The sequence below is a fragment of the Streptomyces sp. NPDC088745 genome (assembly GCF_044751045.1).
In the GTDB taxonomy this organism is placed as follows: domain Bacteria; phylum Actinomycetota; class Actinomycetes; order Streptomycetales; family Streptomycetaceae; genus Streptomyces; species Streptomyces cremeus.
In genome coordinates this window covers 31,279-54,332 of record NZ_JBIVLB010000018.1, presented here as the reverse complement: position 1 = coordinate 54,332, position 23,054 = coordinate 31,279, and the positions used below count along the sequence as shown (strand labels likewise).

Below are 23,054 nucleotides of genomic sequence, written 5' to 3'. Positions count from 1 at the left end.
ATACTCAATGCACTTCGAGTGATCCTTGCATGCCTAGACACGAAAAAAGCGGCTCCCCCGGGCCTCTGCCAAGAAACACCGGGGGAACCGCCGCACAGGCCGTCTTGTATCCATCCGAAGTGGAGACCGACCCGTGAACACCATCATCGCAGCCAGGAGCCGTACGACCCGCCCGCAGGGGCTGGAACAGATCGAGGTCCTGCACCAGCTGCAGCTGCTGACCGGCGTGAGGCCGGTCGACTGGCTGGCCCCGCTGGACGAGTCGGCCGAACAGCAGGCGGAGCGCCTGGAGTTTCAGGCCGACGTGATCCTCGGCATCGCCGAGCACGACCCGAAGACCGCCGCCCATGTCGCCGAGCTGCTCCGCCGGTTGACGGGCGAGCCCGAGTCGAAGCAGACCGACCGCGTCTTCGGTCCGGTCCCCGCGGACTCCCACCCGAACCGCCCCGGCTCCATCTCCTTTCCGCTTACCGTCGCGCTCGTGGCGGGCTTCCGGCGGGGCAAGTCGGCCCCGGCGACCTTCTTCATCGCGCGGGAGGTGAAGGTCGCATGAGCACCAGCACCTCGTACGGCCTGCCCTTGAAGGTCCAGGCCCTGGTGACGACGTGGTCCATCACCGCGTTCATCCTCTTCGGTGCCGGCTGGCTCCTGGGCCTGGAGGCGACCTGGTGGCAGCGCGTACTGATCGCGCTCCCGGTCGCCGGCCTCGGCTACCTCGACAGCCGCGGCCACACGCCCATCGTCGAGATCCGGGCGCGCCTGACCCGGCTCCTCGCCGAACTCGGCGCGATCCAGCTTCCTCTGGCTGTGGCCGGCGGCGCCTGGCTCCTCGGCCTCACCCCCGGCGTCGCCGAGCGCCTCGGCGTCTGCCTGGTCGTCGCCCTCGTCGCCGCCCTGTACCGCTACGCCCCGCACGCGGTCACCCCGACCGCCGGAGGTACGCCGTGAGCCTCGCTGACTTCCGTACCGCCCGGCGCGAGGACAACGCCGCCGAGGCCGAACAGACCCGCCTGGCCGAAGAACTGCGTGCCCGTCTCGACCGTGAGCGGCGGCAGCAGGCCTTCGATCAGGAGCGGGCGCGCGCCGCCGATGAGCAGGAAGCCAAGGACCGCGAGGCCGAGCGCGTCCGCAAGGCCAAGGAGGCCGAGGCCGCCGCCAACCTTGCGAAGGCGAAGGCGGACCAGGCCGCGAAGGCGGCGGCCGAGAAGGAGCGGAGGCGGGAGAAGGCCCGGCGCCGCAAGGAGTTCCGCGAGCGGGTCGCCGCCCGGCTCAACGTCGCCCCGGCGTGGCTGGCCGAACACCTCGACCTGGCCGCCGCACTGGCCGTCATGGCCTGCAGTATCGTCCCGGCTCTCATCTCCCAGGCTGCTTCGCTGAGCGTCACGGGTCTGCTCACCGAGATGCGCTGGGTGGGCTTCCTTCTGGTCGCTCTGCTGCCGGTGATGCTGGAGTGCTCCGCCTGGGCGGCCACGGCCGGCGAGGCCAAGGCGATGCAGCAGGGCCGCTCGCCCTGGCCGTACCGGATCGCGATCTACATTTTCGCGGGCCTGGCTGCATTGATCAACTGGCTGCACGGCCAGCAGGTCGGTGGCGAGAAGTACGGGACCATCCTGGGCGCCGTCCTGGCAGCGTCCTCGATCATCCCTATCGCCGTCTGGCAGCTGGTCCAGCTCGGCCGGCACCAGGAAGCCCGGGCGCGGCTGAAGGCCGAGCGGGCCCGGCGCAAGGACATGAAGGCCACTCGCAGGCAGCGCGAGGATCTGCTGCCGGAGGTGTGGGCGACGGCGAAGATGCTGCGTGCGATTGCCGGGCACGAACTGCTCTCCGAGGACGAGGCCTGGCACGCTGCGTACGGCGTGCACGAAGGCACCGGCGCCGAGCTGCCCGAGGAACTGCTGCGGCATCTGTCGGCTGACATGCTCGGGCTGCGGGTGGACGCGGAGGGCCGTCTGGCGGAGGTCCTGGAGGAGCTCGCGGACGCGCGCCGCATGCGCCTCACCGCTTCCGCGAAGGTGTCCGCAGTGGCGGCCGAGAACGTCTCTGAGGGGCCCGTAAAGCCGTCCACGAAAGAGCTTGCAACCCTCCCCACACGGGTCTTTGCCGGAACCCGTGACGGGCTCGTAGAGGGCCCGGCGAACGCTTTCCGGTGGAATGGATCTTCGCAGGTAAACGCGTCCGTCCCCCCGCCCGCTCGTCCACCCAGGAACGCGCCCGCACGGAAGCGCGAGCCCGCGGCCGCGGGTTCGAAGCGGCAGTCCGTGACGGCGCCCGTGCGGAGGCTCTCGCCGGCCGCTCGGCGGGCTGCTGCGGAAACCGCGAAGAACTACGACGCGACCGAGAAGACCGTGATTGAGGAGTGGATCCGCGACGAGATCCGTGACGGCCGGATCCCCACCGCCAAGGGGGTCGCCGCGGAGACGAAGCGGCGCCGCGCGGAAGTCCGCGGAGACCAGGCCATCGAGCCGGGCAAGTCCTGGGTCTACGAACGCCTCGCCAAGGCCAAGTCGGTTCTCAGCAACTCGGCCGGCCCCGGGAGCCGGTGATGCCGCGAACCAGCCCCCGCTACGACGACCCGAAGGGTGAGGAGTTCGGCCTACCGACCTGGCCCTGGAAGCTCGGCCCCGACCCCGAGGTCATGGCCACCTACCGACAGCTGCGGGCCCGCGGGCTGCGTCCGGGCGGCCAGCCCGTGGCCGGCCAGCTCGGGTGGACTCGCCAGGGCAACCCGATGTTCGCCGCCCTCTACCTGGTCGAGCTGGCCAAGGCGAAGCGGCCGATGACGGAGGCGCGATGGGCCGCGGTCCGCAAGGCGGTGGCGGCCCGCCGGGTCTGCCCCGAGTGCCACACCGAGAAGGACTACGAGATCCCCAAGCGTTACGGGGTCTGCAACGACTGCCCCGGCGGCGCGAACACCGCCTGACCCGAACCTTCCCCCAGAGCGCAGGGCGGGGCCCGCCGGTCTCAACCGACCAAAGCGATGCCCGGCTTCCCCACCCCGCGCTCACCCCCGACAGGAGGCGTGACCAGCATGACCGAGATCGACACCCACCCGAAAGTCAGCGACCCGCATCTGTGGGCCAAGGTCGGCCAGGCCATGGACCGCAAGGTGCTCTGGGAGGCCGCCGAGCTGGTCGTCTCCACCCAGTTCGGCTCCCCGTCCATGCTCCAGAGCAAGCTGCGCATCGGCTGGGAGCTGACGGAGCGGATGATGGACGCGCTGGAGGCCCTCGGCGTCGTCGGCCCCGAACAGGGAACCCAGGCCCGCGAGGTGAAGATCAAGCTCGTCGAGGACCTGGAGCCCGTCTTCGAGAGCCTCTACGGCGACGGCGGCACCGCCTTCACAGCGTTGCTGCACACGGACCGCGAGACGCCGGCTGCCATCCCGGCCCAGCCGACGGACCCCTCGGACGACGAAGGCCGGGACGAGGACAACGAGCCGGCGCCGGAGCACAGCCGGCCGTTGGAAGGCACCGTCTACACCCCCGAGGAGTGGGAGCTGCGCCAGGACCCGGAGGGCGACCGCCCCTGGATCAACCCGCAGCTGCGCACCAAGAACGGCCGCAAGGCCCGCTACGCCTATCTGCGCCGGCAGCTCCGCCGCCGGATTCGGAAGGCCGCGGCCCGCCAGCGCACCGTGCACGGGATCGTCCCGAGGGCCCGGCGCGGGGAGCGCCGGGTGCGCTCCTGGGTCATCGGCATGGAGGGCTACAAGGCCGCGGCCGACGAGCGCTTGGCGCTCGCCGCCGTCGAAACGGCCAAGCGCAGCGCCCGCCGCGCGCAGCTCGCGCTCCTGCAGCGCGAACAGAAGCAGGCCGCGGCGGCCAAGCTCCAGCTGGAGGCCGGCAAGCAGTTGGTCGTCGCACAGAGCGCCCGCAAGAGCGCGAAGCGGGCCATCGCGTTTCGCGCCGGCGTCACCTACGGTCCGCTGGTCCTGGCCGACGCGGCTGCCTACGGCTTCGCCGACGTCTGGGGCTTCCTCGGCGCCGTGGTGTTCAACCTCGCCGGTGTCTCCATGCTGGGCCGCGATGTCGAGGTCAGCGAGGAGGAGCAGGAGCGGCTGGAGCGGATCGAGGCCGGTTCCCCGCAGCAGGTCAGCGTGGGCATGACCCCGCGCATGTTCGAGCAGATGATGCGCCAGGCCCTCACCGAGGATCTGAAGCTCACCCTCTCGGCACTGCGGGTCGACCCCTACGCCTGGGGGTTCGAGATCCACGTCTGGCTGGAGCGGATGTCCCCGGAGAAGATTTCCAACGGGCTGGCCACGCTGGAGGCATGCCTTCCCGGCGTGCGCACCGGCAGCGTGCTGCTCCAGCAGTCCGCGGAATCCCGCAACTACTGCGTGATCCGCGTGCCGGGCCGCAACCCCTGGCAGGCCGTTCCCGAACTGCCCGTCCGGGAACCGAAGTCCGTTTCCACCGCCGACCTCCACAAGGAGCAGATCGGCGGCGACATGGCGGGGCGGCCCCTGGCCCTGCCGATGTGCCGGACCAACGTCAACGTCGTCGGCAAGAGCCGGTCGGGGAAGTCCACGATCCTGCGGGCCATTCTGGACGTGCTCACCGCGTCCGAGGACCAGATCATCATCGGCATCGACCTGGGCGGCGCCGGCAGCGGCTTCGGCGGGCTCCGGCATGCCATGCACGTGGTGGCCACCACCCCCGCGGAGGCCAAGGCCGTGCTCCAGTGGGGGCTGGATCTCGGCCAGGGCCGCGCCGGCCTCTTGAACCGCCTGGGCATGGGCGAGAACTGGGTCACCTCCAGTCGACGGCCCGGCGTCAAGTTCATCGTGGACGAGTTCCCCGCGCTGGTCCGCGAGAGTCGGAAGGGCTACTACGACGAGGACCTCAAGCGGCAGGTTTCCTGGGACCTGGACGGCATGCTCGCCGAGATGGCGATCACCTGCCTCAAGAGCGACGTCACCATGGTCATCGCCGGACAGGGCGTCACGAAGGAGAAGGTGAAGGACAACACCTGGCTCACGGAGCTGGCCGTCCAGGTGCTGGCGGCGTGCGACAAGGACGACGTCGTGCAGATCCTCGGTGACGGCATGCTCGCCCAGGGGTGGCGCGCCGACCGGCTCGTGCCTGCCATGGGCGACCAGATCTACGACGCTTCTGTGGTGTACGTGATGGCGGGCGGCGCCTACTGCGAGCCCATCCCGTACCGCGGCTGCTACGCCGGCCCCGAGGAGCTGCTGCGCCGCGGCCGGGCCCGGGCCCAGGCCGGGTTGGTCGACATCGACCCCGAGTCCGCGAAGCTCAGCCGCATCTCACTGCGGAGCCTGATGGAGAGGAGCGCCCGGAACTACGCCGCCGGGGACCAGGAGGGCGCCGTCCCGCAGTTGATCGCCTCGATCCGCGAGGTCTTCCGGGCGGCCGGGGACCCGAGCGGCCTCCAGCTGGAGGAGATCGCGGCCGGCCTCGCCCAGGACGACGCCGACCGCTGGGCCCTGGAGGCGTTCGACGGGGAGGACGCGGCAGACCAGGAGGCCGCCCGTGCCGTCGCGCTGAAGGCGGCGATCAAGGCGGTGCTCGCCCCCGGCGACAAGTCCTGGACGACCGACAGCTACCGGCGCCCGGGCGAGAAGAGCACGGTCAAGGGCTACTGCCTGCGCCACCTCAAGAAGATCACCGGCGAGGACGCCAGCGCCTCCTGAGCGCAGGAACACTCCAGGAACACGCAGGTCAGCGCGCCGGAACAGGTCGAGAACAGGGAGGGAACACCGCACACGACCGGTGGCGGTGTTCCCCTCCCAGTACCTGTTCCCACCGTGTTCCGGCCCCCTGACCTGCACGTTCCTCCCCGTTCCCGGCTGTTCCCCGCCTGAAAGATCCCCAGGAGTCCGTAATGATCGACCCGTCCCGCCCCCACGACCCGGGCGCCGGCTACTACCGCATCACCGCCGAGCGCCGCTTCAACTACCTTCGGCTCGACCCCGATCACACCGTCCGCGTCGTCTGGCAGGCCCTGCCCGTCATCTGCCCGATGTGCGGCGCCGACACCGGCCTGACCTTCGTCATGGAGCGCGCCGCGCAGCCGCTGGTTGAAGTGCTCTGCCCGGCCCGGCACGAGTGGTCCGAGCACCTCATCGACCCCGGCCACTTCACCGCCTGGGCGGACATGCGCTGGACCACCCCGAACTGGGACATGTACTGGATCCTGGAGGCCGGGTTCGGCGAGGAGCCGCCCCCGCCCATCGACCTGGTCGAAGAGGTCCCCAAGGCCGCGCGGATCATGACCGGGGTCCTCGTGCGGGAGGCGAAGACGCGCGTGCGCCGCCACGCCCGCCGCCGCGTGCGCAAGGTGAAGAAGAAGGCCCTCAACGTCGCCTACTCCCCGGTCGCGGCGCTCATCCGTACTGCCTGGGCCATGCAGGCCGGCATTCCGCAGGAGGCGCCCGCCCCGGTGCAGAAGAAGGGCAAGCAGGCCCCGGGGCCGAAGATCCCTTCCGTCGCCAAGTACCGCGCCGCGTACGGCATGGCTGCGCCGGTCAAGGGGCCGGCGTGCCTGGTCTGCGAGGACAGGGGGCGGATCGTCGCGCCGGGCCTGGACATCACGTGCACCGAGTGCGAGGGCCCCGCCGCGGCGGCCCTGGCCGCTGCCGAGCGCAAGGCCGCCCGGGCGCGCGCCGGTGGCCGCGCACCTGCTGGTCCGAAGGCAGGGTCCCGCGGTGAGAAGGCGCCCGCGGGCGCCGGTCAGCCTGCAGCGGGCAACTCCCGTTCCGGTGGCATGACCTGCGCCGACGCGTAGTCGGGGGAGAGCCCGCAAAACACTGAATGCATTCACTTGAAATGCATTCAGTGAAGATGCATACTTGAGTCAGCAAGGCCCCGGGGACAGCAAGTCCCGAGCATCCACACCCGCACCCTCTCCGACCAAGGAGTACGCCTTGACCACCTCGAAGACCTTCACCGCCACCGCCGCTGGCGCCGTGGGGACCGACATCATCAGCCACGTCGGCACGGTCACCGTCACCGTCGACCCGACCCTCACGCACGCGGTCATCACGGTGAGCACGAGCGACGACGACGGCCCCCTCGCCGATGCGGTGCGCGGTGCCACGAAGCAGGAGAGCACCTACCAGAACCTCAGCTGCCTCACCGTCCGCGTCCCCGAGGTCAACGGCAACACCATGACGATGGGCAACTCCACGTTCAACTTCAACGGCGGCATCGGGCAGAACTTCGGCGTCATCACCGGCCCGGTGACCGGCATCCACATGTCAGGCGGCGACATCAGCATCGGCGGCCGCAAGGTCGTCTCGAACGGGCGCGTCGTCGCGGAGCAGGGCACCGTCGTCTCCGGCGGCGTCATGGGCACCATTGCCGTCGACGTGCAGCTGCCCAGCGACCAGTCCTCGGTCCGGCTGGAGACCACCAGCGCCAACCTCACCGTGCACGGCGACCTTCAGGACCTGGACGTCAACTCGGTCTCCGGCGACCTCCAGGCCCGTGGCGTGCACACCCTGCGCGGCAACCTCACCAGCGGCGACGTCCAGGTGGGCCGGGTCGACGCCCGCGTCGACGTCCACTCCGTCTCCGGCGACATCGAGATCGGCGCGTACAACGGCACCGAGTTCCGCGCCAGCACCGTCTCCGGCGACGTCCACGTCTACGCGACCCCGGCCGCCACCGGCACGATCGACGCCACCACGGTCTCCGGCGACGTCACCACGCGCGGCACCAGCGGCCGCGACGACCTGCACGAGCGCGTACGTACCGTCTCCGGCAAGCACCGCAGCCGCTGACCACCCCGTCCCCTGCCACACACCGACCCAGGAGTGACCATGACCGACCCCAACACGCACGAATTCTTCCGCGAGCTCGCCCGCGACTTCCAGGAGCACCGCGACGTCAGCCGCGCGGCCGCCGCCCACTTCATCGGCATCTTCGCGATGACCAGCGCCCTCTACGACACCCAGGAGGAAGCCGAGGCCGAGGCCAACCGCCTCGTCACCCAGGCCCTGGAGAACGGGGAGCCGTGGGCCAAGGAGTGGATGGAGGCGACCATCAACATCATGTACCCGAACGCCGCCCTGGTCTGCGAGAGCGCCACGAAGGCCAGCACCGACCCGATCGCCGCCCTCCAGGCCGTCTACGGGATCGCCGCCGACGTCGCGGGCGACCTCGCCCGCGCCGTCAGCCGCCGCCGCAACGTCAGCTGACGGCGCCCCGGGGCGGCCGCCAGGTCGCCAACCACTCAGCCGGCCGCCCCGGGCCTCCCAACCGCCCAGCACCACCAGCCCGAAGGAGCCCATCGTGACCCACGTCCTGGTCCACCCCGCCGAGACCGCCCGCCCCAAGTCCCTGGAGAACCGCCCGGTCCGGGCCGCGCGCGCCCGGCGTGCCAGCGTCAGGGCCCTGTCCGCCGTCATCCGCTACGACAGCAGCGTGATCATCGCTGGCACCGGCGCCCTCCAACTCCACGCGATCGTCAACAACGAGGGCCCGCTCGCGAACCTGACCTTCCCCGAAGCCGTCGTCATGTCGCTCATCATCATCGGCACCCTCTCCGTCATCGACGCCGCCGCCCACGAGCTCATCCACCGGATCAACCCGGACCGCTGGGACGGCGACAGCGCCTACGCCCTGGCGGAGGAGCTCGACCAGATCCGCAAAGACATCGACTTCGGCGCCGACCCGGAGGAGATCCAGCACAGCCTGCACACCAGCGGACTGCTGGAGACGGCCGGCGCGCTCACGCGCAGGCTCGCCGCGGCCTTCGCCGAGCAGGACAAGGAGGACCAGGCCCAGCGCCTGTACGCCTCCACCCTCCACCTGCGTAAGGCCGACCAGGCCCTCGGGCACGACCAGGCCGGTGCCGAGGCGGCCGACGACGCCCGCAAGGATCTGCAGTAGAGGCGCCCCGGGGACGGCGGCCAGGTCGCCAAACTCAGCCCGCCGTCCCCGGGCCTCCCAACCAGCTCCAACCGGAGCAGGAGGGCCGGACCCATCGTCCCTCACGACCGCGAGGAGCCCCACATGACCCCCCGCCCCGACACCGAGCCCACCACCGCCGAAGACATCAAGGCCGCCGTGCAGATCGCCCAGACCGTACGCGACAACGCCGTACTCGCCGCCCAGAAGGAGTTCTGGCAGCGGATGGGCGAGCTCAGCAAGAGCTACCACGGCGCCCAGCAGGACGTCGCCGACGCCATGGGCCGCAGGCGCGACTACGTCTACAAGAACGTGAGGAAGTACACCGCCTGATCCACCGCCTCCGGGGCCGGCCGCCAGGTCGCCAACCACTCAGCCGGCCGCCCCCGGAGCTCCCAGCCTCACCGTCCCGCAGCAGGCAGGAAGGCTTCGCCATGCCCGCATCCGCAGCACCCGCCGCCTTCGGCACCCAGGCTCCCGACGCGAGCACGCGCCTCCTGGCCGACGAGGTCGAAGCCTGGCTCAGGAAGATCACACCGGCCGCCGCGCCCGCCCCGGCCGCCGAACAGCCCGCGCCCGCGGCCGGGTTCGACATCCCCGCCTTGGTGGCCGCCGGCCTCGCCGAGGTCGAGCGCAGCGAACAGGCCGCCGCCGCCGCCCAGGCCGCCGCCCGCCCTTCCCTCCTCGACCGGATCACCCGCCGCCACCAACGCCCGGCCACCCGGGCCAGCGTGCACATCCGGCGCGCCGCCGCCGCGCTGGCCACCGGCGGCTGGTGCCGCGGGGAACTCCGCGACGCCACCGGCCGGCACTGCATCCTCGGCGCCCTCATGGCCGCCCCGGCCGACTCCGACACCACTGGCCGCTCCCACATCTACATCCGCTCCGCGATGGCCGAACCGGCCGCGTGCACCCAGCCGGCGCCCGACTACCGCGCCCGTATGGAGGCGCAGTGGCGCCGGGAGGGCCGCGACCCCCGGGCCCTGAGCCGCCAGTTCGACATCGCCGTGCACAACAACGTCGCCGTCCCGACCGTCGGCGCCGTCCTCAATCTCCTGCAGCGCGCCGCCGAGCTCGCTGAGCGCGCGGGGGACTGACAGCGGCCGAAAAGAAGGAGGATGCCCCCTAGAGAGAGTGATGATTAATAGGTATAGTTTTCTTGTAGGGGTCCGTTCTGGATCCCCCCTCACTCCATCCCACCCGCCCCAATCACCCCGGAAGGCACCCCGCATGCGCATCTCCACTGAGCACTTCCTCTTCGGAAGCGGCCGCATCAGCAAGTACGCCAGGACCATCGCCCCCGACGCCGAGAAGCTCGTCCGCGACACGTTCGGCTCCCTGCCGGCCGTCCACCTGGTCCTCAACGGCGACACCAGCCAGATGGACCACCTGGTGAACACCGGCGAGACCCAGCTCCTGTCCGGCATCAACCCCACGCAGGTCAACACCGTCAGCCGCCCCGACCGCCACTCCCGCCACTCCTTCGGCCGGACGTCCATCGACCGTGACGGCGTGCTGATCGTCCTTCAGCTCCCCAACATGCGCAGCGAGCACGACGTCCGCGAAACCCTCGTGCACGAGCTCGTCCACGCCCACCAGCTCGGCGACCGCTCCGCCCGCGACCTCCACCTCAAGTACCTCAAGCACGTCTGGGGCCAGCAGCCCATGAAGCCCAACACCCTCAGCGCCTACGAGCTGCTGATCGACCAGCGCGAGGCCGAGGCCTACGGCGCCGAGAACCTGGCCGCCCAGCTCTGAACCCGAGGAGGACCGCCATGAAGATCCGACTTCCCTGGCCGAGCCGTGCGGACCGCCGCCTCTGGCGCGCCGCCACCACCTTCTCCGACCTCGCCGAGCTGACCGCCCGCTGGCTCGAAGGCGACATCCGCTCCTGCGCCGGAAACATGCCGAACTACGGGCCCGACGAGGAGACCCTGTCCCTCATCCCCTGCCTGGCCGCCGCGAACCGCGCCGGATTCCTCACCGACGACTCCCAGCCCGGCCACGCCGCCGCGGACTACGCCGGCAACCTGTGGCAGCAGCGCGCCGCCGTCACCGGCTTCGTCGCCGACCCCGAGCTCCTCACCCGCCTCGTCGACTCCGCCGAGCAGGCCGGCCTCGACCTGCTCGTCCGGTTCCAGGACGACGTCCACCACCCGGGACTGGTCGTCTCCCGCATCAACGGCCTGGACTACACCCGGTTCGGCCGAACCCTCACCCGCTCCGAGCTCCGCCACGCCTGGCACAGCCGCCTCGTCGGCGACACCGCCTTCGACGCCGTCGCCCGTGCCACCCAGCTCACCATCGCCGACACCGTCTTCGAGCCCAGCGGCATCCTCTGGACCGTCCTGGACGAAGCCCTGCGCCTGCCGAGCACGCCCGGCCGCTGACAGCCCCCGCGGTACCCGCCCCCCACCTCCCGAGGACCAGACAGACCGGCTCGCCGAAACGGAGAACCTGATGCCCACCACCACCGTCCCGCACTCCGACACCGACTTCGACGCCGTCCTCACCCCCAACCTGCACCGCGCTGCCGCCGCCACGCTGCCGCTGGCCAACGGCGCCCTCCAGCGGCTCGGTATTACCGCGCGGACCGAGACCCACCCGGCCGCCGCCGAGGCCGTCTTCCCCGGCAACACCCCCCTCACCGACGACAAGCCGACCGCCCTGGCCGTCTACCCCGTCACGCGCAACCGCCTCTCCCTCAGCGCCTACGCCGCCCGGGAGGCGGCCCGGGCCAAGGGCGAGGCCTGCCTGAAGCGGTGCCCCCTTCCGGAGGGCGCCCTCATCGGGCCGGTGCCGGACAACGGCGACGAAACCGTCCCCGAGGACCTCGTGACGTTCGGCTCCGGCCGGAACGACGAATACGCCACCAGCCCCCGGATCACCGTGCAGCCCGTCCTCGTCGCCCACGACTCGGAATCCGAGGACTGACGATGCACTCCATGTGGGAAGTCGACGTTCCGATAGAGCGCGTCGGCACCGGCGAGCGCGGTGTGCACGTCTTCACCGGCCTCGCCGAGAACGGCCGCCAGGCCCGCCAGGCCGCACAGCGCGCCTGGGAGACGGCACTCCTCCACACCATGGCCGACCAGGACATCCCCGCCGCCGCCCGCCGCGCCGACTGGTCCGCCCGCGGACTGCGCCCCGGATGGGACCTGCGCTGGGACCAGGCCACGCACAAGTGCATCGACCTCGACCTATAGATCCGCCCCGGGACGGCCGTCAAGGCCTGAGAAACCGCCGGCCGCCCCGGGCCCCTCACCCGCCCAAAAACAGGAGAGAGACCACCATCATGCATGCCACCCGACACAAGCAGCACCACACCTCCACCACCCGCCGGCTGAGCACCGCCGGCCGGTTCCTGAAGACCCTGGCCAAGGCCAACCCCCTGCTCGCCGACCGCGCGTTCGTGTGCAGCCGCTGCGCCGTCTCCTGGCAGGGCGACGAGGCCGACTGCTGGAACTGCGGCATGCCCGCCACCTTCGGCTCCCACCACCACGGCTCCGCGCTTCACCACCTCCTCGCCTCCACCAAGACCCCCCGCACCCTCGCCCCGACGGGAGCGGCGTCGTGACCGGACTGACCTCCCTGACCTGGCTGATCGGCGCCCAGGCCCTCAGCGACCACATCGTGGCCCGCGTCAACGAACTCGTCGAGGCAGGCACCGAGTACGCGCAGGCCTGCACCGCGGTCACCGACGCCGCCGACGCGGGCGAGGCCTGGGCCACCGCCGCCACCCGCCAGACCTGGGTGCGCCGACCGGACACCGACGAGGACGACGCCCCGATCCGGCGCCTCTACGTCCTGGAGCGCACCGGAGACACCGTCGTGGTCGCCGACCTCGACCTTGACGAGGACCCCCACGCCAGCCGGATCGGCGGCCTGGAACCGCAGTGCTCGCACCTCGGAAACGAGGAGCAGGGCGCTGTGGTCGACGTCGATCTGCTGAATCTGTACGACCTCACGGCCTGGGAGCCCTTCGAGCACCTGCTGCCCACCGCCGGCGTCCCGGCAGCCGGCACCACGGGGGTGGGGGAGTGACCACCACCGGACTCGCACCCTGGCCGCGGCTGACCGGCAACGAACCGTGCCGGGCACCCGACGCCGACCCCGCGGACTGGACCGGGACCCCGAAGCAACGGGTGAACGGACAGCTGGCCTGCCTCAGCGCATGCCCCGCGGCCGTCCGCGAGCAGTGCCTGGCCTGGGCCCTCGACCACCCGAGCCGCGCCGGATCCGCGATCTGGGCCGGCACCACTTTCAGCGACCGCCGCCGCCTGCGCGCCGAGCGCCGCGACGCCACCGCGACCTGACACCCGCCCGCTCACCCGTCCGTCCGGTACAGGGGCCCACCCCCGTACCGGACGGACGGCCTCCGTTCCCGCCCGCACACCCGGGCGTACCCCAGCCCTGGCCGGACAGCCGCCTGCACGCTCGGAAGGGAGCACCGATGCAGCTCCGAACGGACCTCGCCCCGCTCGCGGCCGCCGTCACCGACACCGCCCGGGCCCTGACCGAGCCCCAGCCACTTCCGGACCGAGCCCACGAACCCCGGGCGCGCACCACAGAGTTCGGCGCCCAGCACACCCCGCGCCGACCGCGCCCGCCCCTCCCGAAGGAACAGACATGCCGATGAACCCCGAACACCACCACCGCAACCTCCAGGCCGTCGGCCTCATCGCGGCAGCCGCCCCCTCCGAGCAACTGCTCAACCCGTCCGACACCTCCACCGGCCGGCCCACGGTCGTCACCCTCTGCGGATCCACCGCCTTCTGGAACGAGCTTGCCGAGGCCAACTTCCGCGAGACGGCCGCCGGCCGCGTGGTCCTCGCGCCCGGCATCGACATGAAGAAGGCTCACCCGCTGTGGGCGGAACCCGCGGCCGCGGAACAGCTCAAGCTCGCACTGGACGCACTGCACCGCTGGAAGATCCGTGCCTGCGACGAGGTCCTGATCGTCAACGTCGATGGCTACGTCGGCGACTCCACCCGCGCTGAAATCGCCTACGCCCACCAGCTCGGCCGGCCCGTCCGCTACACCGAGCCGGTCGGGCACGCCGTCATCCTCGACCGGCCCGGCCTGGACCCGGTACGGATCGGCCCGTACGAGCACGAAGGGCGTGCCGAGGAGATCGCCGCGGGCCTGCGCAGGCAGCTGCACTACACCTCGCACGTGGAGGGCACCGTCATCACCGTCGGCGCCTTCCGCCCCGACCTCGACCACCTCGCCCCGCAGGTCCCGAGGGACCCGTACGCGCTGGCCGAGGCCATGGACAACGACCCCGGCGGCGACGGTACCGGCCACAACTTCCCCGACCTCTACGCCCGCCTGTGCGCCCAGGAGCCCGCCGAGTACGCGAGCAACCTGTGGAGGAGGGCCTGCTCCGCATACGACTACCTGCACGCCGACCCCGTCGACGAGTAGTCCCCGGCGCCCCCAAGATGACAATTTTTAGTTGGCCAAGTCTGTATTGACAAGCCAACTTTTAGTTGGCATTCTTAAGGGGTCGGGTCAACCGGATCCGGCAAACGAACCAAGGAGCACTTCATGGCTCACCCCAACTGGCTCACCAGCCGCGTACGGGCCGACGCCGCCATCGCGACCGCCAACGCCCGCCAGACCGCCACCGACCTTCACGCCCAGGGCCGCGACCACTACACCGACCCCACCTGGCGTACCGCCGTCGCCGACGCCCACCGCGCCGTCGACAAGGCCGAGGAGATCGGTCTGGACACGCACGACATCCTCGACGCCTCCAAGGCTCGCCCGACCCACTGAAGGAGAATCGGCATGTCGCAGCAGTCGGAGCAGGAGACGGCGGCGTTCCAGGAGCGGATGCGCCAGGAGTCGGAGGCGGTTTACGCCCGGCTCGGCGAGCCCGGGATGGACGTGCAGGCCGAACTGATGGCCGCGCAGCTCCGGGCGTCGCAGGGCGAGTAGCCCACCGCCCCATCTGATCAACAACCCATTCAGGTCGGTCCCGGCGGGTGCTGGACACACCACGCCGGGGCCTGAGACCACCCACCTATGACACCTAGGAGGGCGATCCTGTGATGGATCGTATCTACGGCGCGATCATGTGCGCCCACCAGGACCCCGACAACGCGGCGCAAGCCGCGATTGCCCGTGCCGCCGAGGCCGCCCGTGCCGCCGAGGCCGCCCGCCAGGCCGCCGCCGCGATCCGCCGCTCCGCGCAGGGCGGGGGCCAGTGATGACCTACCGCGACGGCGACAAAGTCCTCATCAAGGGGTGTGACGGCGACCCGGACGCGGTCGGCCGGGTCGGCATGATCGTGGGCGACGCCCCGATCGACGGCCGCTGGACCGTGATCGGCGTCGGCTCCTACCTCGGTCCCGCCGCGTGCCGCACGGACCAGCTCAAGGCGCTCATCCCCCCTCACAAGACCGACGGGGGTGCGCGGTGACCTTCAACGGCGGAGACAAGGTCCAGATCATGAGCTGCGCGGACGACCCGCGTGCGGCCGGGCGTACCGGCGTGGTCCTGGACGAGGTGCCCCCGGGGCCCCTCACGAACCACCGGTGGACGGTGGCGGGCATCAGCTGGCTGATCGCCCCGGTCCTGTGCGAAACCCGCGAGATCCGCAAGATCGACGACGCGCGATGAAGTGGACGACGAAGGCGCGGACCGCCAGATGGGGGTCCTGCTGCGCCGCCAACGGCCCGTGCGCGCAGATTCGACACCTGCGGGCCCGCGGCTAGTTCGCTCGCGAACTCCACCGGTGCAGGTCCGGCCTGTAGGCCACCCCACCACTGCGCTCGCCCGGCCGGGCGAGCGCAGTGGCGCTTCCTGTGGGGGGGCTTGCTCCGCATGCGACTACCTGCACGCCGGCCCCGTCGACGAGTAGTCCCGGCATCCTCGAAGTGGCAATTTCAAGTTGGCCAAATCTGTATTGACATGCCAACTTTTAGTTGGCATTATCTAGGTATGGGCAGCGGCCCGCACCGACCCGGACAAAGGAGTCGCACGATGGAGCAGCAGACGCAGCGCTCGCCGCAGGCCCCCGACCGCGGCGAACCGCCCACCAGCACGCCCGCCGCCACCCGCCTCCAGCAGGCCCGCACCGAGGTCATCGCCGAGATCGGCCGCACCGACAGCAAGGCCGCCGCCCTGCTCGCCGCCTTCGGCCTCCCGCTGGCCGTGCTCGTCGCCGTCGTCCCCGGCAAGGAAATCACCACGGCGGCCACGGTCCTCATCGGACTCGGGGCGGCCGGCCTCGTCGCCGCGATGCTCGTCGTCCTCCTCGCCGTCCGCCCCCGCATCGGCGGCACCACCCGCGGCTCCTACCTGCACTGGGCCACCTGCACGCCCGAACAGCTGCGCGCCGATGTCGCTGCCGACAACAACGCCGAACAGATCGTCAAGCTGTCCAGGATCGCCGCCGCGAAGTACCGCAGGCTGCGCCTCGCCATCGACATCACCGCCGGAGCCCTGGTCCTGCTGGCCCTCGCCCTGGCCGCCGCCCTCGCCCTCAGCTGACCCCCCGCCCCTCCCTCAACTCCTCAGGAGACTTCCCATGGCCAAGTACGTCGCGACCGTCACCTCCCGCACCGGCCAGAAGGTCAACATGATCACCGGCGGGCCCAGCGACCAGAAGGCGATCTACAGCGACCAGGAGCTGAAGGAGCGCCAGTCCGCCGCCGCGAAGGACCCGCGAGACCTGGAGGTCGAGGTCCGCTTCCTGGACTGACCTCCACCCCGACACCCGGGACGGGCGGCCGCCGGCTACCCACCATGCGCCGCCCGTCCCGGGCCGCCCGACCCGCTCCAAGTACGGAGCAAGGGGCAGATACATCGTCCCTCACACCGATACGGAGCCCGACCACCATGACCCCCACCCGACCCGACACCCCCCAGGCCACCGCCGCGAAGAAGCGCCTCGACGACGCGGCCACCGCCCGGGACAAGGCCATCGAGGCCGCGCACCGCACCTACTGGAGCGCCGTCGCCGCCGAGATCGAGGCGAAGAACCTCACCCAGATTGCCACCGCCGCGCACCTGGACTTCTCCCGCGAGCACGTCCGCAAGCAGATCAAGCGCTACGTCGACGCCAACTGAGGGCCGTGACCCGGGGGCGGCCGTCACGGCCAAGCGACCGGCCGCCCCCGGCTCCCCGTCCCAGAACAGAAACTGAGGAGAGATACAGCATGAACCACCGTTCCATCGAGCGCCTCGCGCTGTTCGGCGGCCTGCTGGCCGCCTTCGGCGAGATCCACCCTTTCTGCGACCACTGGGCCCAGGGGTCAACCACGGCGAAGTGCAAGCGCCTCTACGGCACGCACCGCGTCTACCGAGACGGCGTGCACGTAGGGGAGGAGACGGACGACCGCAGCAATGAGCCGACCACAACGGCCAGCGCCCGCGGCCGCCGTGCCGTCACGCTGCACGTCGCCACCTACACCGCGATTCAGACCGGCGCGGCCGTCGGTCTCACCAGGGCCTTCGGCTACCGCGTGCCGGCCTCCGCGCTTCTCGCCGGCGCAGCCGTCAACGGTCTGACGCATGCGGCGATCGACCGCGGCGCGCTGTTCCTGTGGCTCGCCGACAAGGCGAGGAAACGCGGCTACGTCGAGCACTGCCAGGCGGTGCGCCTGGACGAGGAAGGCACGGCTCACGCCGAGATCAACGGTCCCGGCACCGCCTGGATCGAGCTGGATGCCGCACTGCACCGATTCATCGGCGTCGGCGCCGCGGCCGTCACTACCTGGCTCGCCACACGCAGGTGAGACACGGCGAGAAGGCAGCGACAAACCCGTTCCAGACCGGCCACCAGGCCGCGCACATCATCGCCCTCACGATCACGGCCCTCACCCTGGCCGGCCTCAGCTGAGCACAGCACCGCACACCCTACCGCCCCGATGGTCGCAGGCCGGGTCCGACTCCCGGCCGGGGCACGGGCCCGCACCCCGCGGACCGCACCGAAGAGATGAACAGCAACGTGTCCGTCAACGTCACCAAGACCACCCCGCACAGCGCGGAGATCACCCGGGAGCCGGGAGACGAACCGGGCATGCACTCCCACGCCCGGCGCGCGTACGACTCCGGACGCCTCAAGGCAGGCAACCCCACCAAGGGAAAGGATCACGACTCATGAGCGAGCAGACCCCCGAAGAACTCATGGACGCCCTCCGCAAGGCGGCCGAAGACCTGGAAGAGGGCACCCGGCGGCAGGCCGAAGCGATCGCCGAGGCCGCCCGGCGCGACGGCGGCTGCTGACTTCCGAAGCCGAACGTGGCAGCCGGCAGCAGCCCGAAGCACACGCACCTCCACCCCCGTACCCCCGCAGTACCACCGAGAGCCGAGGAGCACACCGTGCCGGACAACACCAACAGCCAGCAGGACCAGCAGGACACCACTCCGAGCTCCAGCGACGCCGTGGTCATGGGCGACACCAGCAACAGCATCACCGGCGGCCTGCACACCGAGCCGCTGGTCTTCGGCGACCTCACGCAGTAGCCCCGGCCCCAGCCCTGTCCCGCATCCCGCACCCCAGGTCAAGTGCGAAAGCAGAAGTCAAACCACATAGATCTGGATGGCGGGGGCCTTCGGTGTTAGGTCCGCGCCACCGCAACGGTTCTGAGGGTTGTCAAGCGGCAGTTGGGCGAGGTTGCTGCCAAGTTCTCCGCTTCCGTGGGTGGTCGTACCGCGCGTGTGGCTGCCTACGGACTCGGTGCGACAAGTGTTGTCGAATGCAGGGCTTCCGATGACACCAACGCCTCCTGCGGCAGCAGGGTTTGCGGTAGAGATTGCTGCACCCACGGATGCAACGGTCAGCGCGAATACTGTGACTGCTCGTTGAGATCCCATGGCTGGTAAACGACGATGCCGGTGCCCAGTTACATCAATGTCGAGGCGGCGTTGGCTGGTCGTCCGTCGGTATCTGCACAGCGGTACGGCGCCGCCTCCACCACTCCAGCAGCGCAGCGACCGCCAGGTACGCACCCGCTGCAGTGCCGCCGTAGGCCACCGCATCCCAGCCACAGTCCCAGTCCTTGAGGAAGCCCCGGCCCACCCCCATCACGATGCCGTAGACGAGCGCGGCCGCGATCCACTTCCACCAGGTCGTCATGCAGCCCGGCTGCCCGGGAGGCGCGCGACGAACACCCCTGGGGGCGGCCGGGGGAGACCCGCACCGCACCTTTCGGACCCGGCCCGCTCGACGGCTTTCCTCGCCTCGGCCACCGCGTCTGGGTTCGTACCGCCTCTGCTTGCCCAAGAGGTCCGCGTAGAGGTCGAGGACGAGTTGGGCCCGGCGCCGCGGGTGTAGCCGAATTCCTCCACTGGCGGTGCGGTGGTATTCAGCTGGCGGTCGGCGTCGTCCGGAGGGCGGCGAGCTGGTCCTGGACCTCGCGGCTGAGGCGGGGATCCTCGCTGTGTTGGGCCCTGGCCGGCAACGGCCGTCCTGGCAGATCCTCCTGACGCCTCGACCTCATTGCCGCAGGTCGGGGGCGTCGCCGTCCCCAAAGCACAGATAGCCAAATCCTAGTTGGCCAATTCTGTATTGACATGCCAAGTTTGAGTTGGCATCCTTGAAGGGTTGGACCGCCCATCCCGGCACCCCGCAGCTCAGCCCCGCCCCCACTCCGAGGAGCCGCAGTGACCAGCGAGATCCAGGCCCCGAAGCACCTCGCCACGATCACCGGCATCGAGACCCCGGCCCGTACCAGCCTGACTGCCGACGGGGGAGACCTCGCCGACCTCGCCCCGGCCGCCGCCGCCGCGCTCCGCCTCCTCGCCGACGCCATCACCCGCGGACACGCCAACCAGGACGACATCGTCCAGGCCCTGAAGGACGCCAATGTCCACGAGGCCTTCGCCGACGTCCTGACGGCCGCCTCCAGCGCCGTGATGGACGAGACCGAGGACCCCTACGACATCGATTACAGCCTCACCGCCGACAACCTCAGCGGAGCGGCCAGCCAGGTCCGCGGCATCTTCCACTGGATCTGACCAACCCGCCCCGCACGGGACCCGATCGACTCAACACCGCACATTGGGAGAGGCCCACCGTGAAGAACTGCGTTTTTTGCTCCATCGCCGCCGGGGAAGCCCCGGCCGTCATCGTCCGCGAGTGGCCCGACGTCCTCGCGATCCGCCCCCGCTCCGGAGGCGTCAACGCCAGCCACCTCCTGGTCCTGCCGCGCGTCCACGTCGAGGACGCCGGCACCGACCCCGAGGTGACCGCCACCGTGATGCGCCGGGCCGCCGAGCTGATGGCCGAGCACCCCGCCGCGAACCTGATCACCTCGAAGGGCGCCGCGGCGACCCAGACGGTCTTCCACCTTCACGTCCACGTCCTGCGCCGCCAGGAGGGCGACGGCCTGCCCCTGCCCTGGACCCCGCAGCACGCCGCCCGCGCCGCCGCGCAGAACGGAGCCTCCTCGTGACCGGCATCAACCTCGTCATGGCCCGCGAGCCCATCCCCGTCGGCCCGTCCGTCTTCCTCGCCGGCCCCACTCCGGACAAGGCATCCGTCCCGTCCTGGCGGCCCGCCGCCGCTGAAACCTTGGCCGCTCAGTGGACCGGCGCCCAGCCGCTGACCGTCCTGAGCCCCGAGTCCCGGCACGGCCAGCGCGCCGACCGCTACGAGACCCAAGTCGACTGGGAGACCGACGCCCGCGCCGCGGCGAGCGCGATTCTCTTCTGGATCCCCCGCGACCTCAAGACCATGCCGGCCATGACCACCAACGTCGAGTTCGGCCTGGACGTGTCGACGGGCAGGGCGGTGCTGGGTTGCCCGCCCGACTGCCCCAACGCCGAGAGGAACAGGTACCTGATCTACGTGGCCCGCCGCCACGGCGTGCCGGTGTGCACCACCCTGACCGCCACGGCCGCCGCCGCCCTCGCACTCGTCCCCGGCAACCACTGATCCCGCCGCACCGACCAGTCACCACGGAAGGAACCCCTGATGGAACGCGTCTACCTCAACCAGCGCAGCGGTGAGCGCCGCATCCACGTCGAGATCGACGAGCCGGAGATCGCCGAACTGCTCGCCGAACTCGGTGAACCGACGACCCCCGCCCTCCGCCAGCTGACCGAGATCCTGGACGCCGCACACCGGCGCTTCGGCCACGGCGCACCTGAGCGCATCACCGAAACCGTCCCCGCCGGACTCCGGAGCTGGGACGTGCCCTGGCAGGAGTACACGCCCACGGACATCACGCCGGCCGAGCTGCTACCCGAGGCCCTGGCCCAGCACGTACCCGGCTGGGCCGAAGGAGCCCCGACGCCGGCCGAGGTAACCGACTGGGACGCCCGACAGGCCGCCGCGCTGGTGCCCTTCGAGCGGAACGCGCGAGGCTGGCCTCTGCACCCGACGGGCCGCACCGGCCGCAGTGGCAGGAACCTGGGCCGGTGGGGCGAGAACGCGGCTGCGGACCCCATCGTGGTGGCGGGGAACGGCACAGACCGCCGGGTTTTCCTGATCACGCGGGACGACATCAAGGTGGAGGCCATCCCGGGAGGCATGGTCGACCCGGGCGAAACCGTCCCGGCGGCCCTTGTCCGTGAGCTGCGCGAGGAGACCGGTGTCGACCTGGCCGGTCATCAGCCGGTCATCCTCAGCCGGAGCCTGGTCGACGACTGGCGAGCTTCGGACCACGCCTGGGTTGCCTCCACCAGCGCGATCTACCTGCTGCCCGCCACCGTGACGGCCATCGCCGCTGATGACGCCCTTGACGCAAACTGGTGGCCGTTCGGCTCCCTCGACCAGCTCGAAGCGAAGATCACGGCAGCCGGACGCACCCTCTACGCCGCGCACCGGCCGCTTCTGCAGCGCGCCCTCGACTACCTCAACCGGTAACCCGAGTCCGACAGAGCTTCGGGCCGGTCCCGGCCCGACGAGCAGAGCCCCGGACATGAAGTCCGGGGCTCTCGACCAGGTGCTCGGGGCCGGCCGGGGAGTCAGTCGGTCTCGATGTAGGCGACCAGGACGAGCGTGCCCAGGGCAGTCGGCACGTACAAAATCCGGACGCCGTCCTCGCGGTGCTCACGGATCGAACCGTGCTTCGACAGCACGCCGATCTCCGGATCCTTCGAGACGGCCACCAGCACCGGGTCGAGGCGGAGCCGCTCGGCTTCCGTCATCTTCTCGATCTGCTCCTGCGCCACGTCGTAGAAGACGATGCGCGCGCGCCTGGGCGCGTGTCGGCCCATCAGGCGACGTGCGAGGTGGGAGCGGAGTCGTCGAGCGAGGGCTGTCCGAGCTTTTCGCGCAGCTCCTCCCAGGAGGTGACGGCGTCCAAGTCGACCCCCTCACCGGCCAGGCGCTCCAGGACGTAGGCGATCTGCGGGTCGCCGTCAGCCAGCTCCCGCGCGTCGGCCCGCAGGGCCTCCTGCTCGGCCGGGTCGAAGACGATCCGCATCGCGGCCTCCAAGTCGTAGATGCTGCAACGAGGCTAGCGCAGGCGCGCCCCACCGGAACCCGGAAGGCGAAGAGATACGGAGACCGTCCGCCGCGCGAGGCGCCCTGCGGTCGGCGGAGACGAAAGCGGCCGGCGCCCACTTCCGCCGAGGCGGGTGGCAAGGGCGCCGGCCAACCGAAAACACACACTCCGGGAAACCCGAGAGGCGCATCTCACCGTCGAGTGTATCCACACGCCGCGGCGTTGCGAACACTCCACTTGCCAACGGTGATGTAAGCTAGGTAATGTTGTCTTGCTTGCGGGCGGTGGCAGCCCGCGGTACCGAACACACACCGACACCCTGGAGGCCCCATGTCTCTCTCCCTCATCCACCCCGCCGGCACTGCGACGCAGGCCGAGACCGCCGCATCCGCGTGGCCGGCCACCACCGCGGCCGCCGAGGCCGAACTCGCCCGCCTCACCGAGCTCCTGGCCGAGGCCGGCGTCACCGCCCTCCCCGGCGCGGGCGTCCTGGCCGTCCCCGGCCTCGCCGCCGGCCCGGGTGACACCACCGGCATCCGGGTGCGCACCACCAGCAACCCGCCGCACGCCCTGTACGTCATCGCCGCCGGCCGCATCACCCCGCACGCCGGAGCCGACAGCGCCTTCGCCCACCTCCGCCCGCTCATCGAGGCGGCTGCCCGCCCCTGCGACGGATGCGGCGCCGAGGCCTACGAGCCGTGCAACCCGTTCTGCCTGCCCGATCCCACGACCGACTGACACCCCTGACGGCGGGGCGCTCCGTGCGTCCCGC

40 protein-coding genes are annotated in these 23,054 nt (G+C 71.0%); 37 read left to right on the top strand and 3 right to left on the bottom strand.

All coding sequences use genetic code 11. From position 1 onward, the window contains the following. The first annotated feature begins 133 nt into the window (after positions 1-133). The 32 genes from ACIP93_RS32790 to ACIP93_RS32635 all read left to right on the top strand — a co-directional run bounded on the left by ACIP93_RS32790 (position 134) and on the right by ACIP93_RS32635 (position 18,353). Positions 134-553 (top strand): hypothetical protein, encoded by a 420-nt coding sequence (locus tag ACIP93_RS32790; RefSeq protein WP_401764907.1) that lies wholly within the window; start codon positions 134-136, stop codon positions 551-553. Continuing rightward, positions 550-948, top strand: a complete 399-nt coding sequence (locus ACIP93_RS32785; protein WP_401764905.1) for a hypothetical protein — start codon at positions 550-552, stop codon at positions 946-948. The genes ACIP93_RS32790 and ACIP93_RS32785 overlap by 4 nt, the downstream gene beginning before the upstream one ends. After that, complete coding sequence (locus ACIP93_RS32780; RefSeq protein WP_401764902.1) at positions 945-2,543, top strand: hypothetical protein; 1,599 nt, start codon at positions 945-947, stop codon at positions 2,541-2,543. The genes ACIP93_RS32785 and ACIP93_RS32780 overlap by 4 nt, the downstream gene beginning before the upstream one ends. Beyond that, positions 2,543-2,920, top strand: a complete 378-nt coding sequence (locus tag ACIP93_RS32775; protein WP_401764899.1) for an RRQRL motif-containing zinc-binding protein — start codon at positions 2,543-2,545, stop codon at positions 2,918-2,920. Before ACIP93_RS32780 ends, ACIP93_RS32775 begins: the two co-directional genes overlap by 1 nt. Positions 2,921-3,028: 108 nt before the next feature. Further along, entirely contained in the window at positions 3,029-5,656 is a 2,628-nt protein-coding gene (locus ACIP93_RS32770; protein ID WP_401765114.1) for a DNA translocase FtsK, read from the top strand. A gap of 191 nt (positions 5,657-5,847) precedes the next feature. Then, positions 5,848-6,750 (top strand): hypothetical protein, encoded by a 903-nt coding sequence (locus tag ACIP93_RS32765; protein ID WP_401764897.1) that lies wholly within the window; start codon positions 5,848-5,850, stop codon positions 6,748-6,750. Positions 6,751-6,889: 139 nt separating this feature from the next. Further along, entirely contained in the window at positions 6,890-7,747 is an 858-nt protein-coding gene (locus ACIP93_RS32760) for a DUF4097 family beta strand repeat-containing protein (RefSeq protein ID WP_401764894.1), read from the top strand. Positions 7,748-7,786: 39 nt separating this feature from the next. Next, positions 7,787-8,164, top strand: coding sequence for a hypothetical protein (locus ACIP93_RS32755; protein ID WP_401764892.1), 378 nt, complete (start codon positions 7,787-7,789; stop codon positions 8,162-8,164). A gap of 94 nt (positions 8,165-8,258) precedes the next feature. Next, the gene (locus ACIP93_RS32750; RefSeq protein WP_401764889.1) at positions 8,259-8,858 is read left to right on the top strand and encodes a hypothetical protein; all 600 of its coding nucleotides are present in this window, start codon (positions 8,259-8,261) and stop codon (positions 8,856-8,858) included. Positions 8,859-8,981: 123 nt separating this feature from the next. Continuing rightward, positions 8,982-9,209 carry a hypothetical protein gene (locus ACIP93_RS32745; protein WP_401764886.1) on the top strand — a complete coding sequence of 76 codons (228 nt, stop codon included), beginning with the start codon at positions 8,982-8,984 and terminating at the stop codon, positions 9,207-9,209. A 101-nt stretch (positions 9,210-9,310) separates the two neighbouring features. Then, positions 9,311-9,973: a hypothetical protein gene (locus tag ACIP93_RS32740; protein ID WP_401764883.1), complete on the top strand. Its 663-nt coding sequence runs from the start codon at positions 9,311-9,313 to the stop codon at positions 9,971-9,973. 133 nt (positions 9,974-10,106) lie between these two features. Beyond that, positions 10,107-10,634 carry a hypothetical protein gene (locus ACIP93_RS32735; RefSeq protein ID WP_401764882.1) on the top strand — a complete coding sequence of 176 codons (528 nt, stop codon included), beginning with the start codon at positions 10,107-10,109 and terminating at the stop codon, positions 10,632-10,634. Between the two features lie 17 nt (positions 10,635-10,651). Continuing rightward, positions 10,652-11,266: a DUF6919 domain-containing protein gene (locus ACIP93_RS32730; RefSeq protein ID WP_401764880.1), complete on the top strand. Its 615-nt coding sequence runs from the start codon at positions 10,652-10,654 to the stop codon at positions 11,264-11,266. Between the two features lie 70 nt (positions 11,267-11,336). Continuing rightward, positions 11,337-11,810 carry a hypothetical protein gene (locus tag ACIP93_RS32725; RefSeq protein WP_401764877.1) on the top strand — a complete coding sequence of 158 codons (474 nt, stop codon included), beginning with the start codon at positions 11,337-11,339 and terminating at the stop codon, positions 11,808-11,810. An 11-nt stretch (positions 11,811-11,821) separates the two neighbouring features. Then, a complete protein-coding gene (locus tag ACIP93_RS32720; RefSeq protein WP_401764875.1) occupies positions 11,822-12,082 on the top strand; it encodes a hypothetical protein in 261 nt (86 codons plus the stop codon). 89 nt (positions 12,083-12,171) lie between these two features. Then, the gene (locus tag ACIP93_RS32715) at positions 12,172-12,453 is read left to right on the top strand and encodes a hypothetical protein (protein ID WP_401764872.1); all 282 of its coding nucleotides are present in this window, start codon (positions 12,172-12,174) and stop codon (positions 12,451-12,453) included. Then, the gene (locus tag ACIP93_RS32710; protein WP_401764869.1) at positions 12,450-12,920 is read left to right on the top strand and encodes a hypothetical protein; all 471 of its coding nucleotides are present in this window, start codon (positions 12,450-12,452) and stop codon (positions 12,918-12,920) included. The genes ACIP93_RS32715 and ACIP93_RS32710 overlap by 4 nt, the downstream gene beginning before the upstream one ends. After that, a complete protein-coding gene (locus tag ACIP93_RS32705; protein WP_401764866.1) occupies positions 12,917-13,192 on the top strand; it encodes a WhiB family transcriptional regulator in 276 nt (91 codons plus the stop codon). Before ACIP93_RS32710 ends, ACIP93_RS32705 begins: the two co-directional genes overlap by 4 nt. A gap of 137 nt (positions 13,193-13,329) precedes the next feature. Beyond that, on the top strand, positions 13,330-13,515 hold the full coding sequence (locus ACIP93_RS32700) for a hypothetical protein (RefSeq protein ID WP_401764863.1): 186 nt from the start codon (positions 13,330-13,332) through the stop codon (positions 13,513-13,515). Continuing rightward, positions 13,506-14,303: a hypothetical protein gene (locus tag ACIP93_RS32695; RefSeq protein WP_401764861.1), complete on the top strand. Its 798-nt coding sequence runs from the start codon at positions 13,506-13,508 to the stop codon at positions 14,301-14,303. The genes ACIP93_RS32700 and ACIP93_RS32695 overlap by 10 nt, the downstream gene beginning before the upstream one ends. A gap of 123 nt (positions 14,304-14,426) precedes the next feature. Continuing rightward, a complete protein-coding gene (locus ACIP93_RS32690) occupies positions 14,427-14,657 on the top strand; it encodes a hypothetical protein (RefSeq protein ID WP_401764859.1) in 231 nt (76 codons plus the stop codon). A 12-nt stretch (positions 14,658-14,669) separates the two neighbouring features. Beyond that, positions 14,670-14,819 carry a hypothetical protein gene (locus ACIP93_RS32685; protein ID WP_401764856.1) on the top strand — a complete coding sequence of 50 codons (150 nt, stop codon included), beginning with the start codon at positions 14,670-14,672 and terminating at the stop codon, positions 14,817-14,819. A gap of 113 nt (positions 14,820-14,932) precedes the next feature. Further along, entirely contained in the window at positions 14,933-15,091 is a 159-nt protein-coding gene (locus tag ACIP93_RS32680; RefSeq protein ID WP_401764853.1) for a hypothetical protein, read from the top strand. Next, on the top strand, positions 15,091-15,303 hold the full coding sequence (locus ACIP93_RS32675) for a hypothetical protein (protein WP_401764850.1): 213 nt from the start codon (positions 15,091-15,093) through the stop codon (positions 15,301-15,303). The genes ACIP93_RS32680 and ACIP93_RS32675 overlap by 1 nt, the downstream gene beginning before the upstream one ends. Next, positions 15,300-15,503: a hypothetical protein gene (locus ACIP93_RS32670; protein WP_401764847.1), complete on the top strand. Its 204-nt coding sequence runs from the start codon at positions 15,300-15,302 to the stop codon at positions 15,501-15,503. Before ACIP93_RS32675 ends, ACIP93_RS32670 begins: the two co-directional genes overlap by 4 nt. Positions 15,504-15,866: 363 nt before the next feature. Then, entirely contained in the window at positions 15,867-16,376 is a 510-nt protein-coding gene (locus tag ACIP93_RS32665) for a Pycsar system effector family protein (RefSeq protein ID WP_401764844.1), read from the top strand. 37 nt (positions 16,377-16,413) lie between these two features. Continuing rightward, positions 16,414-16,587: a hypothetical protein gene (locus tag ACIP93_RS32660; RefSeq protein ID WP_401764841.1), complete on the top strand. Its 174-nt coding sequence runs from the start codon at positions 16,414-16,416 to the stop codon at positions 16,585-16,587. Between the two features lie 137 nt (positions 16,588-16,724). Next, a complete protein-coding gene (locus ACIP93_RS32655; protein ID WP_401764838.1) occupies positions 16,725-16,955 on the top strand; it encodes a hypothetical protein in 231 nt (76 codons plus the stop codon). A gap of 89 nt (positions 16,956-17,044) precedes the next feature. After that, complete coding sequence (locus tag ACIP93_RS32650) at positions 17,045-17,623, top strand: hypothetical protein (protein ID WP_401764835.1); 579 nt, start codon at positions 17,045-17,047, stop codon at positions 17,621-17,623. Positions 17,624-17,823: 200 nt separating this feature from the next. Further along, entirely contained in the window at positions 17,824-17,991 is a 168-nt protein-coding gene (locus tag ACIP93_RS32645) for a hypothetical protein (RefSeq protein ID WP_401764832.1), read from the top strand. Beyond that, positions 17,988-18,113: a hypothetical protein gene (locus ACIP93_RS32640; protein WP_401764830.1), complete on the top strand. Its 126-nt coding sequence runs from the start codon at positions 17,988-17,990 to the stop codon at positions 18,111-18,113. Before ACIP93_RS32645 ends, ACIP93_RS32640 begins: the two co-directional genes overlap by 4 nt. A 96-nt stretch (positions 18,114-18,209) precedes the next feature. Then, a complete protein-coding gene (locus tag ACIP93_RS32635; protein WP_401764828.1) occupies positions 18,210-18,353 on the top strand; it encodes a hypothetical protein in 144 nt (47 codons plus the stop codon). Between the two features lie 385 nt (positions 18,354-18,738). On the opposite strand, the gene ACIP93_RS32630 is transcribed toward ACIP93_RS32635, so the two are convergent. Continuing rightward, entirely contained in the window at positions 18,739-18,966 is a 228-nt protein-coding gene (locus tag ACIP93_RS32630; protein WP_401764825.1) for a hypothetical protein, read from the bottom strand. Positions 18,967-19,493: 527 nt separating this feature from the next. Here ACIP93_RS32630 and ACIP93_RS32625 point away from each other — a divergent pair. The 4 genes from ACIP93_RS32625 to ACIP93_RS32610 are packed head-to-tail and all read left to right on the top strand — an operon-like array spanning position 19,494 to position 21,699. Continuing rightward, positions 19,494-19,847: a hypothetical protein gene (locus ACIP93_RS32625; protein ID WP_401764822.1), complete on the top strand. Its 354-nt coding sequence runs from the start codon at positions 19,494-19,496 to the stop codon at positions 19,845-19,847. Between the two features lie 59 nt (positions 19,848-19,906). Continuing rightward, positions 19,907-20,284, top strand: coding sequence for an HIT family protein (locus ACIP93_RS32620; protein WP_401764821.1), 378 nt, complete (start codon positions 19,907-19,909; stop codon positions 20,282-20,284). After that, on the top strand, positions 20,281-20,766 hold the full coding sequence (locus tag ACIP93_RS32615) for a nucleoside 2-deoxyribosyltransferase domain-containing protein (protein ID WP_401764818.1): 486 nt from the start codon (positions 20,281-20,283) through the stop codon (positions 20,764-20,766). Before ACIP93_RS32620 ends, ACIP93_RS32615 begins: the two co-directional genes overlap by 4 nt. A 39-nt stretch (positions 20,767-20,805) precedes the next feature. Continuing rightward, the gene (locus ACIP93_RS32610) at positions 20,806-21,699 is read left to right on the top strand and encodes an NUDIX domain-containing protein (protein ID WP_401764816.1); all 894 of its coding nucleotides are present in this window, start codon (positions 20,806-20,808) and stop codon (positions 21,697-21,699) included. 101 nt (positions 21,700-21,800) lie between these two features. Here the strand turns inward: ACIP93_RS32610 and ACIP93_RS32605 are convergent, their stop codons facing one another. Beyond that, positions 21,801-22,052 (bottom strand): hypothetical protein, encoded by a 252-nt coding sequence (locus tag ACIP93_RS32605; protein ID WP_401764813.1) that lies wholly within the window; start codon positions 22,050-22,052, stop codon positions 21,801-21,803. Continuing rightward, positions 22,052-22,273, bottom strand: coding sequence for a hypothetical protein (locus ACIP93_RS32600; RefSeq protein ID WP_401764810.1), 222 nt, complete (start codon positions 22,271-22,273; stop codon positions 22,052-22,054). The genes ACIP93_RS32605 and ACIP93_RS32600 overlap by 1 nt, the downstream gene beginning before the upstream one ends. Positions 22,274-22,612: 339 nt before the next feature. Here ACIP93_RS32600 and ACIP93_RS32595 point away from each other — a divergent pair, with 339 nt between their 5' ends. Then, complete coding sequence (locus tag ACIP93_RS32595) at positions 22,613-23,020, top strand: hypothetical protein (protein WP_401764808.1); 408 nt, start codon at positions 22,613-22,615, stop codon at positions 23,018-23,020. The last annotated feature ends 34 nt before the right edge of the window (positions 23,021-23,054 follow it).